This window comes from Kordiimonas sp. (assembly GCF_048260245.1).
GTDB lineage: Bacteria > Pseudomonadota > Alphaproteobacteria > Sphingomonadales > Kordiimonadaceae > Kordiimonas.
This window is the reverse complement of the sequence record NZ_JBLXGZ010000039.1, coordinates 22,023-31,812: the sequence shown is the minus strand read 5'-3', so window position 1 is coordinate 31,812 and position 9,790 is coordinate 22,023. Positions and strand designations below refer to the sequence as shown.

The following is a 9,790-nucleotide window of genomic DNA, read 5'->3' as shown; positions in this document are numbered from 1 at the left end:
GACGCGGTTGACGGCCTGATAATTCATGATGTCCCCATATGCCAAACGGCCCTTTGCCGTAAGCGCTGTAACCCTAGTATATTTTCGGCAGCTTGCCACTTCTATCTTATCAATTCCTTAACCAAAACAAATATTGGCATCAAGGCTGAAGCGAAGGAAAGGCTTGGCCTCACAGCCTGTTGGCGGTATCAAGACCACAATGTAACGGTTTTCCGGAGATTTGGCCCATGAGTACCCTACCCCTAGAGTGGCGAATCAGCGATGAACATGTCGCCTACCCCGATGCGATCAACGAGATGGAAGAGCGTGTCCGTGCCATCCGCGCCGGTGAAGCGCCGGAACTGGTCTGGCTTCTGGAGCATCCGCCACTTTATACGGCAGGCACCAGCGCCGACCCGGCCGACCTTGTAGACCCGGACCGTTTCCCGGTGTATGACGCAGGACGTGGCGGCCAATACACCTATCATGGTCCAGGCCAGCGGGTGGTCTACTTCCTCCTGGACCTTAAAAAACGTGGCCGCGATGTACGGCAGTTTGTCTACAGTCTTGAAGAAGTGATCGCAGATACAATGGCTGCCTTCAATGTCAAGGCGGAGCGCCGCAAGGGCCGTGTCGGCCTGTGGGTCGAGCGAGAGGCGGGCCGCGAAGACAAGGTTGCCGCCATTGGCGTACGGGTTCGCCAGTGGGTCACCTACCACGGCATCGCCATCAACGTGGCGCCAGACCTCAGTCACTTTGACGGCATCGTGCCCTGCGGCATCTCAGAACATGGGGTGACCAGCCTCGAAGACCTTGGCCTTCCGGCAACCATGGATGATGTGGATGTTGCTCTTCGGCAGGCGTTTGAGGATGTCTTCGGGTTTGAAGCCCGCCCGATGAGCCTTGAGTATATGGAAGCACCCGAAGGACCGACGGTTTCCCTGCCCTATGAAGCGCAAGCGACTGAAAGCGGTGTAACCGACACCTCGAACCCGCTTGAGAAAACCCACCCTGTGTTCCAGATTTAAAGCTCAGACAGTAGGTTTGACGTCAAAGCGCCCCGCCGTGATGCCTTGGGCTTTCTCTTGGCTGATAGCGTCCACAATTGCACCCGCGGGGCCGCTGCTGCACAGATCAAGCATCCGGACAACATCGGCACCAGCACCGACAAACAGCGCCTCTACCGAGCCATCGGTTCGGTTGCGCACCCAGCCATAAAGGCCAAGGCGGGCGGCCTCGCCTTTTACCCATGCCCTATAGCCAACACCCTGCACACGCCCCTGAATACGGGCGCGCACAGCAACCTTGTTGTCATTTCGCTTCACCATGAGCACGCCTACTTCACAAAGAGAGCACATCTGCGAGACGCGTCATAAAAGCACCGCACGCCAGAAGTTCACTTCTTTTGATATATTCATCCGGTTTGTGGGCTTGGGCGATGTCGCCGGGACCACAAACCACAGCGGGGAAATCAATGCTCTGAAAATGGCCTGCTTCAGTTCCAAACGCCACGACCGTTGTATCGTTTCGATTTGCTAACATTTTCGCCAAAGTCTCGGCGTCGGATCCGGAGGATGCCACAAGGGGCGGTAGATAGGCCCAAACCTCGTTTTCAGCATAACATCCCGCGCCCCCCGCTGCCCGCAGGCGTGGGTTCATATTTTCCTCCAGATAACGCTGGAATGCATCAATGATGGCTTGACCATCTGTGCCGGGAACCGGGCGGAACTCCCAGTCAAATTCACATTCACCGGGAATAATATTGAACATGCTACCGCCCTTGATGGGGCCAACGTTAAAGGAAGTATAGGGCGGATCAAACATCTCATCCTTTACGCCTGCCTCCCGCTCATGCCCGGCATAGCCGGTAATAACGCCAATCAGTTCCGCAGCGGCCACCACCGCGTTCACACCGTCTTCCGGGCGGCTTGAGTGCGCTTCCCGGCCGGTAATACGGGTACGCGATACATATTGACCCTTATGGGCAGCAGCCACCTGCATGCCTGTCGGTTCACCCACCACAACAAGGCGCGGGATTGCACAGTGCTTGCGCAAGTGTGGCAACATCGCCTGAATGCCAAGACAGCCCACTTCCTCATCATAGGTAAAGACAAAATGCACCGGTCGCTTGAGACCTGCTGCTTTGAATACAGGCACATAGGCAAGACAAACGGCAATAAAGCCTTTCATGTCCGCTGTGCCGCGCCCGTACAACTTTCCGCCTTCCCCCTCGTGCAGAGTGAAGGCGTCAGTGGCCCAGTCCTGTCCATCCGTTGGCACCACGTCAGTATGCCCTGAAAGTACCAAACCTCCGGCTACGTTAGGGCCGATGGTTGCAAACAGGTTGGCTTTATCTCCTGCATCATTCCGAACAAGGCGACACCCAACGCCGTAGCCTTCAAGGTAGCTTTGAATAAATTCGATCAGCGCAAGGTTGGAGTTCCGACTGGTGGTGTCGAAGGCCACCAGTCTTTCCAGCATTGGCACAATGGCCGCATTTGCTTGCGCTATATCGCTCATTCAAATTCAAGTATGATGGCGTCAACAGCCAGGCTATCGCCTGCAGTCGCATTGACCGACTTGACCACGCCATCTTTTTCCGCACGCAGGATGTTTTCCATTTTCATAGCTTCCACCACCGCAAGCGCCTGTCCTGCTTTCACCTCGTCGCCCTCACCTACGGCGATGGAGACAACAAGGCCCGGCATTGGACACAACAGAAGCTTGGACGTATCCGGCGCTTCTTTCTCCGGCATCAGTGCGTGCAGTTTTGCCGCGCGTTCAGTCTGCACCCGAATATCCATGGAGACACCGTCACAGGTCAATACGAAGCCAAGCGGGCGACGGTCGATCTCCATGGCGAACTCACGCTCGCCAATCTTGGCGTGGAACACCGGCAGGCCCGGACGCCAGTCACTCATAATTGGCAGGCGTTTCTTGCCGATCACGATTTCAGCATGGTCTTCAATCAGCAATACGCCAGTGAGGACGTCCTCCCCGCCAATGGTGACAACCCACGGCCGTTCCTGCGGTCCGCGAGGCTCCGATATCTGACCATCGATCTGCGTCGCTCGGGACACTTCGACGGCATTGATAAAACTCGCCGCCGCGATCATGGCTTCCTTCACCTCGCCACTAAGCGCACCGCCTGTGAAACCATCAGGGTATTCTTCGGCAATAAAACCCGTCGTTATGTCGCCCTTCTGGAAGCGCGGGTGCGCCATAAGGGCAGCAAGGAACGGTATATTGTGTGCGATACCCCGGATATAATATTCATCGAGCGCGCGGCGCTGCGCTGCGATCGCCTCATCCCGTGTTTTCCCGGTCGTCACCAGCTTGGCGATCATTGGGTCATAGAACATGGAAATCTCGGCGCCCTCGTATACGCCAGTGTCCACGCGCACATGCTCGCTTTCTTCCGGCGGCAGATAGCGGGTCAGGCGTCCGATTGACGGCAGAAAGCCTCTGAGCGGGTCTTCCGCATAAACCCGGGTTTCAACAGACCAGCCGGTCAGTTTTACTTCATCCTGTGTCAGGCTCAGCTTTTCGCCCGCGGCCACACGCAGCATCTGTTCCACAAGATCGACCCCCGTTACCTGTTCGGTGACCGGGTGCTCCACCTGAAGGCGGGTATTCATCTCAAGAAAATAGAAGTTCTTGTGTTTGTCGACGATGAATTCCACCGTACCGGCGGAACAGTAATCTACGGCCTTGGATAGCGCGACCGCCTGTTCGCCCATGGCTTTCCGTGTTTTTTCATCCAGGAATGGACTTGGCGCTTCCTCCACCACTTTCTGGTGGCGGCGCTGGATCGAACATTCACGTTCACCCAGATAAATTACATTGCCATGTTTGTCGCCGAGCACCTGAATTTCAATGTGGCGGGGTTCCTCAACAAACTTCTCTATGAATACGCGGTCATCACCGAAGCTTGAACGCGCCTCATTCTGGGCGGACAGAAATCCTTCATGGGCTTCGGCATCGTTCCAGGCAATACGCATACCCTTGCCGCCACCGCCCGCAGATGCCTTTAGCATTACCGGGTAGCCGATATCGGCAGAGATTTTGACTGCCTCATCCGCATCCTTGATAATACCCATGTGGCCGGGCACGGTAGAAACCCCGGCTTCCGCCGCCAGCTTCTTCGATGTAATCTTGTCGCCCATGGCATTGATGGCTTTGGGGTCAGGACCAATGAAGGCAATGCCTGCATCCTGCACCGCTTGCACAAAACTCGCACGTTCGGAAAGGAAGCCATAACCGGGATGAATTGCCTCGGCGCCGGTGTCCTTCGCTGCTTGCAGGATTTTATCGGCCAGCAAGTAGCTTTCGGCAGCCGCAGGCGGGCCGATATGCACCGCTTCATCCGCCATTTCCACATGCAGCGCATCGGCGTCCGCATCAGAGTAGACCGCAACTGTTTGAATGCCGAACTTACGCGCCGATTTGATAACCCGGCAGGCAATTTCCCCCCGGTTGGCAATCAGGATCTTCTTGAACATGAAGTACTTCCCTCACCCTTATGATTTATTTGAGCGCGCACGGACAGCGAGGAACCAAGCCACGCCGACGACGCCTGCGCCGATAATGAAATAGTATGTGTTGCCGACAGGGCTGAAAACTGCGGCTCCGAAACCAAAACCGAAAGCCACACCCAAAATAAGGCAAGCAAGACCCACCGAGCGAATTTCCGCGCGCTTGGCCGTATCTGCTATATCCCGCTCAATATCTTTCGGAAGGGGGCGAGCCATCTTTATTTGCCCTCACCGCGCAACGCCGGGCCAAACTTGTCCCAAAGCAGAATGGCAACTTTGTAGAAAGCAAACACCAAAATCGCCTTGGTGATGACCATCTCTGTCCGGGCGATAAACTGGGTTACCAACAAAAACACCGCCAAAAACAGCATAAACTCGATTACAAAACCTGTCAGTTTCTGCATGACACTCTCTCCGGCTTAATTGTTATAGCGGAATATTGTCGTGCTTCTTCCACGGATTCTCGAGATGCTTGTTTGCAAGCTTCTTGAGGCCACGGACGATACGACGGCGTGTTGAATGCGGCATGATCACTTCATCAATGAAACCACGCTGGGCAGCGACAAACGGATTAGCGAAATGATCTTCATATTCTTTCGTGCGCGCGGCGATTTTTTCAGCGTCGTCCTTTTCCTTACGGTACAGGATCTCCACCGCGCCCTTGGCCCCCATGACAGCAATTTCGGCTGTAGGCCAGGCAAAATTGAGGTCCCCGCGCAGATGCTTGGACGCCATCACGTCGTAGGCACCGCCATAGGCCTTGCGGGTTATCACTGTGATCTTGGGCACTGTCGCTTCACCATAGGCAAACAACAGTTTGGCACCATGTTTGATAATGCCGCCATATTCCTGTGCTGTACCTGGCAAAAAGCCAGGCACATCGACCAAGGTGACGATTGGAATGTTAAAACAATCACAGAACCTTACAAAACGCGCTGCTTTCTTGGAGCTATCGATATCCAGGCAACCCGCCAGCACCATAGGCTGGTTCGCAACAATGCCCACCGTCTCGCCGTCCATACGCGCGAGGCCAATAAGAATATTGCCCGCGTGTCTTGGCTGAAGTTCAAAAAAATCTCCTTCGTCGACGATTTTCTCGATGACTTCATGCATGTCATAAGGTTTGTTGGCGTTTGACGGGATGACGCTGTCGAGCGATGCCTCCACACGGTCTGGTTTGTCAAAGGTCGGGCGAACCGGTGGTTTTTCGCGGTTATTGAGCGGCAGAAAATCAAAGAAACGGCGCAACTGCGCCAGCGCTTCCACATCATTTCCAAAAGACTTGTCTGCCACACCGGATTTGGTCGTGTGGGTAGACGCGCCGCCCAGCTCTTCCTGTGTCACCACTTCGTTGGTGACGGTTTTCACCACGTCCGGGCCGGTTACAAACATGTAGGAACTGTCTTCCACCATGAAGATAAAATCCGTCATGGCAGGGCTATAGACTGCACCACCCGCACAAGGCCCCATAATCATGGAGATTTGCGGCACCACACCAGACGCCAGAACGTTTTTCTGGAAGACGTCAGCGTAACCGCCCAAGGCTGCTACACCTTCCTGAATACGAGCGCCACCACTATCATTGAGGCCGATCACCGGTGCGCCTACTTTCATGGCCATATCCATGACCTTGATGATCTTCTGCGCGTGTGTGGCAGAAAGTGAGCCACCAAAAACCGTGAAATCCTGACTATAAACATATACAAGACGGCCATTGATGGTGCCGGAGCCAGTGACCACACCGTCCCCCGGATATTTGCTATCCGCCATGCCGAAGTCGGTGCAACGGTGCTCGACGAACATGTCACACTCTTCAAAGCTGTCTTCATCAAGCAGCAGGTCTATACGCTCACGGGCCGTCAGTTTTCCGCGTGCATGCTGCGCTTCGATGCGTGCCTGACCACCTCCCAATCGGGCGTCTTGACGCTTAAGCTCAAGGCGTTCCAGGATTTCTTTCATATGCTCCCTTCCCTAAGACTGCGGGGCGACACTCCCTTATGCCACCCAAAGCCAGAATCGTTCTTATCTTCTCGGGCACGCGCTTTCCAGCTATTTATTTCGCAGGTGCGAAATAAACTCTGCCGCAGCGAGTAGTTCGTTGCGCAATTTCTCGCGTTTTTCCTCGACTTCCCAATCGGTCCCCCATTCGGTTTCCTGATAGGTTGCATCAAGGATGCTCGCCCGCCATACAGCATCAAGCGAGCTGTACCCTTCCATATAGGCCAACGCAAGCACAAGCGACCCCAAGCCCCCCGTCAGCGCATGAAGCGCTGTCAGTTCAAAAGCATCATAACCGCGTACCGCAGCCGAATAACGGTCAAGCACAGCGGCCTCCTGCTGCACCGGCATAATGCCCGAAGTCGTGGCAAGAGGCGCACGATAGCGCTGTGCCGCCCATGCCAGATACGGGTCCCATAGCGCACATTGCTGCGAAGCCAGCTCGGCTGGCTCATCCGCGCGGTAACACAGCAAGTCCGTTCCCGCGAATGCAGCGACCTCCGCTGTCACAGCTTCATGCCGCAGTGCAACACGGTCCAATGCAGTATTAGCCAGCCGTGTCTGGTGCATCTCATCGGGTTTTATGATATCTTCCTGCGCGTCCCATTCGGCCGCTACAGCATCGGCCACCGCCCGTGTCGGCAGTACAAGTGTTGCGCGCCCAGGCGTTTTTACAAGCCGACCATCAAGCGTGATAATGTGGCCATCATCTGCAGCTTCAACATCGACTGATTTATAGAATTTTTTCATATAGTTAACAGTTATTCTTTATCGGTCTTCTGATCTTTGTCATCAGTCTTGCCTGTGTTCATCTGGCGTGTCACTTCGGCATAGTGGCGTCTTGAGTGCCGTGCGATTTTGCGCTGTGTGTTCATCCGCTTTTCAGCCAGCCCGGTCTCCACATGAAAACTGCCAGTATAACTCATGCTGGATTTTTCGCTCTTACCCTCTTTGGTCAAAACACTATCAAAACCCAGCAGTCGGTTGCCAAGCCGAGGCACCCGGTAGAACAGAATGAAAACCATCGCTGACAGCACAAGGAACCCCAGCACAAAGGCAAACGCAACACTGCCTTCACCGCGTGTCCCCACGAGCATGTCCTCAAACATATATACCGCCACAGCGCCTGCACACAAAACGCCAGCAACCACCAGAAAACCAATTCGCGGCTTCAGGGCATCGGCCTGCAGTTCATTTTCTTCTTTTTTCATCTCGACACCTGCTTCTTGATTTATGCTGTACCGATGAGCGCTTCGACACGGTCAGGAATATCGTAAAAGCTTGAAGTCACCTGCACGGCACCCGCGGCCTCAAGCTCATGGCCTGCATGATAGCCCCAGTTAACCCCAAGAGCATGTGTTCTTGCGTTGCGTGCCATCATCATATCAAAGGTGGTGTCACCAATCATCATCGTAACCGGTTCGGCACTGCCAGCTTCAGCAATTGCGGTCTGGACCATGGAAGGATGTGGCTTCGACGGGTGTCCATCTGCGGTTTGAAGCGTTACAAACAGATGGGACAGCTCATGTTCCTCCAAAACCCGCTTGAGGCCGCGCATACTGTTACCCGTGGCGACGCCCAGCATATAACCGTCTGAATTCAAGGCTTCCAGTACTTCCTTGGTGCCAGGGTAAAGCGGATCGGGACCCAGTCCCTCCTCCACCCGCAAGCGGTAGAACACGCCCTTGTAAAACTCCGCCATCTCGGTATGCACCGCGGCTTCCTCATCCGGCAACAGGTTTGCGATAGCCTCCACAAGGCTCAGCCCTACAATGCGCCTGACGGCGATATCGTCAAGGGCAGCCAGGCCTCGCGCCTCGAAGGTCTCGTGCATCGCCGTGACAATCATATGCTGGCTATCAACCAGCGTGCCGTCACAGTCAAAGATAACCAGTTTATTATGCTCCGCCACGCCCTAACCCTCGGCCAGCGGGTCTTCGTAGAACTCGACACCGAAGCCAAGCATCTCGAAGCTTGCCGCCATATGTTGTGACAGCGGCGCAGTGACAGTCATGCGGCCGCTGCCCGCGGGGTGGGGGAAACTGACGGACTGGCTATGCAGGTGCAACTTTTTCGATATAGCGCCTGAGAGAAACGCCTCCGCGCCGCCATATTTACCGTCCCCCACAATCGGGTGTTCCATTTCAGCGCAGTGCAGGCGAAGCTGGTGCGTGCGACCGGTGTGGGGCTTCAGCGCCAGCCACGCAGCCTGCGCGCCTGCGTTATCAACCACTGCATAGTCGGTCAGTGAATGCTGGCCGTCGCTGCTGACCACCATACGCTCATTGCCCTTGATCGGCGCTTTGGACATTTTCAGGATGATACGACCGTCCCGCTGTTTGGGGCACCCCATCACCAGCGCCCAATAGCGTTTGTCAGTTTCCTTGGTCTTAAACGCGTTGGCCAGCGCCGCAGCAGCATTTGGCGAGCGACCCAGCAACAACACGCCCGAAGTGTCTTTATCCAGACGATGCACCAGACGGGGCCGGTGCGGGCTGTCAAAACGCAGCGCATCCAGCATGCCATCAAGATGTTTTGTCTGGCCTGTGCCGCCCTGCGTGGGCAGGCCTGCAGGCTTGTTGATGGCAATTACGTCATCATCGCGGTACAGCACCCATGACTGGGCCTCAGCGATTTCGGCGTCGGTCATGCGGCGCTTGGGTGCACGGTCAGGCAGTTCGTTGGCGGCGTCACCGAGCGGCGGTACCCGGATGACCTGCCCCTCCTCGATACGTTCATCGCCTTTCACACGTTTGCTGTCGAGGCGCACTTCACCTTTGCGCATCATCTTTTGCAACCGGCCAAAATTCAAAAGCGGGTAATGCCGCTTGAACCAGCGGTCGATGCGAATACCGTCATCATCCCTGTGTACTGTAACGTTTTGAACACCACTCATATCAATATCCGCCCAAGCCAAATTCCAATAAACAGCGCCGCAAGCCCCAGCGCCAAAGAGCCAAAGGCGTAAATTGCTGCGCCCGTCCAGTCGCCCCGTTCGATCAACATCGCGGTCTCCAGCGAGTAGGTCGAAAAAGTCGTGAAGCCACCCAAAAGCCCGACCGTCAGAAAACCACGCAATTCCTGGCTTGTCTGGAACTTGACCGCAAATGCGGTAATCAAAAGCCCCATCAACAAGCTCCCCACCACGTTCACCACAAATGTGCCGTAAGGGAAGCCATGGCCAAATGCCCGAAACACGTAGCCCGCGGCATAGTGCCGGGACACAGCCCCAAGCGCACCCCCGGCGGCAATTGCAAGCACCATCTGCATGCGGTCGT

The 9,790-nt window shown here is 55.4% G+C and carries 12 protein-coding genes; 1 reads left to right on the top strand and 11 read right to left on the bottom strand.

Translation table 11 applies throughout. The features are described from left to right. Positions 1-227: 227 nt before the first annotated feature. Positions 228-1,007 carry a lipoyl(octanoyl) transferase LipB gene (gene lipB / locus ACN0VM_RS15795; RefSeq protein WP_417451861.1) on the top strand — a complete coding sequence of 260 codons (780 nt, stop codon included), beginning with the start codon at positions 228-230 and terminating at the stop codon, positions 1,005-1,007. Between the two features lie 3 nt (positions 1,008-1,010). On the opposite strand, the gene ACN0VM_RS15790 is transcribed toward lipB, so the two are convergent. The 11 genes from ACN0VM_RS15790 to crcB all read right to left on the bottom strand — a co-directional run bounded on the left by ACN0VM_RS15790 (position 1,011) and on the right by crcB (position 9,782). Further along, on the bottom strand, positions 1,011-1,307 hold the full coding sequence (locus ACN0VM_RS15790; RefSeq protein ID WP_417451860.1) for an acylphosphatase: 297 nt from the start codon (positions 1,305-1,307) through the stop codon (positions 1,011-1,013). A gap of 13 nt (positions 1,308-1,320) precedes the next feature. Further along, positions 1,321-2,499 (bottom strand): acetylornithine deacetylase, encoded by a 1,179-nt coding sequence (gene argE / locus ACN0VM_RS15785; protein ID WP_417451859.1) that lies wholly within the window; start codon positions 2,497-2,499, stop codon positions 1,321-1,323. Then, positions 2,496-4,481 carry an acetyl-CoA carboxylase biotin carboxylase subunit gene (locus ACN0VM_RS15780; protein WP_417451858.1) on the bottom strand — a complete coding sequence of 662 codons (1,986 nt, stop codon included), beginning with the start codon at positions 4,479-4,481 and terminating at the stop codon, positions 2,496-2,498. Before ACN0VM_RS15780 ends, argE begins: the two co-directional genes overlap by 4 nt. An 18-nt stretch (positions 4,482-4,499) precedes the next feature. Continuing rightward, the gene (locus ACN0VM_RS15775) at positions 4,500-4,730 is read right to left on the bottom strand and encodes a hypothetical protein (RefSeq protein ID WP_417451857.1); all 231 of its coding nucleotides are present in this window, start codon (positions 4,728-4,730) and stop codon (positions 4,500-4,502) included. Positions 4,731-4,732: 2 nt separating this feature from the next. Then, the gene (locus tag ACN0VM_RS15770; RefSeq protein WP_417451856.1) at positions 4,733-4,918 is read right to left on the bottom strand and encodes a hypothetical protein; all 186 of its coding nucleotides are present in this window, start codon (positions 4,916-4,918) and stop codon (positions 4,733-4,735) included. A gap of 22 nt (positions 4,919-4,940) precedes the next feature. After that, entirely contained in the window at positions 4,941-6,473 is a 1,533-nt protein-coding gene (locus ACN0VM_RS15765; RefSeq protein ID WP_417451855.1) for an acyl-CoA carboxylase subunit beta, read from the bottom strand. Between the two features lie 90 nt (positions 6,474-6,563). Then, complete coding sequence (locus tag ACN0VM_RS15760; RefSeq protein WP_417451854.1) at positions 6,564-7,262, bottom strand: ATP12 family chaperone protein; 699 nt, start codon at positions 7,260-7,262, stop codon at positions 6,564-6,566. Between the two features lie 11 nt (positions 7,263-7,273). Beyond that, on the bottom strand, positions 7,274-7,723 hold the full coding sequence (locus tag ACN0VM_RS15755) for a hypothetical protein (protein ID WP_417451853.1): 450 nt from the start codon (positions 7,721-7,723) through the stop codon (positions 7,274-7,276). A gap of 20 nt (positions 7,724-7,743) precedes the next feature. After that, entirely contained in the window at positions 7,744-8,424 is a 681-nt protein-coding gene (locus ACN0VM_RS15750; protein WP_417451852.1) for an HAD-IA family hydrolase, read from the bottom strand. Between the two features lie 3 nt (positions 8,425-8,427). Next, a complete protein-coding gene (locus tag ACN0VM_RS15745; RefSeq protein ID WP_417451851.1) occupies positions 8,428-9,408 on the bottom strand; it encodes an RluA family pseudouridine synthase in 981 nt (326 codons plus the stop codon). Beyond that, positions 9,405-9,782: a fluoride efflux transporter CrcB gene (gene crcB / locus ACN0VM_RS15740; RefSeq protein WP_417451850.1), complete on the bottom strand. Its 378-nt coding sequence runs from the start codon at positions 9,780-9,782 to the stop codon at positions 9,405-9,407. Before crcB ends, ACN0VM_RS15745 begins: the two co-directional genes overlap by 4 nt. Positions 9,783-9,790: the final 8 nt, after the last annotated feature.

Excerpts from the sequence above, each read along its gene's own strand:
- lipB (WP_417451861.1), top strand. The coding sequence starts at position 228 with ATGAGTACCCTACCCCTAGAGTGGCGAATCAGCGATGAACATGTCGCC.
- ACN0VM_RS15790 (WP_417451860.1), bottom strand. The coding sequence starts at position 1,307 with ATGGTGAAGCGAAATGACAACAAGGTTGCTGTGCGCGCCCGTATTCAG.
- argE (WP_417451859.1), bottom strand. The coding sequence starts at position 2,499 with ATGAGCGATATAGCGCAAGCAAATGCGGCCATTGTGCCAATGCTGGAA.
- ACN0VM_RS15780 (WP_417451858.1), bottom strand. The coding sequence starts at position 4,481 with ATGTTCAAGAAGATCCTGATTGCCAACCGGGGGGAAATTGCCTGCCGG.
- ACN0VM_RS15775 (WP_417451857.1), bottom strand. The coding sequence starts at position 4,730 with ATGGCTCGCCCCCTTCCGAAAGATATTGAGCGGGATATAGCAGATACG.
- ACN0VM_RS15770 (WP_417451856.1), bottom strand. The coding sequence starts at position 4,918 with ATGCAGAAACTGACAGGTTTTGTAATCGAGTTTATGCTGTTTTTGGCG.
- ACN0VM_RS15765 (WP_417451855.1), bottom strand. The coding sequence starts at position 6,473 with ATGAAAGAAATCCTGGAACGCCTTGAGCTTAAGCGTCAAGACGCCCGA.
- ACN0VM_RS15760 (WP_417451854.1), bottom strand. The coding sequence starts at position 7,262 with ATGAAAAAATTCTATAAATCAGTCGATGTTGAAGCTGCAGATGATGGC.
- ACN0VM_RS15755 (WP_417451853.1), bottom strand. The coding sequence starts at position 7,723 with ATGAAAAAAGAAGAAAATGAACTGCAGGCCGATGCCCTGAAGCCGCGA.
- ACN0VM_RS15745 (WP_417451851.1), bottom strand. The coding sequence starts at position 9,408 with ATGAGTGGTGTTCAAAACGTTACAGTACACAGGGATGATGACGGTATT.
- crcB (WP_417451850.1), bottom strand. The coding sequence starts at position 9,782 with ATGCAGATGGTGCTTGCAATTGCCGCCGGGGGTGCGCTTGGGGCTGTG.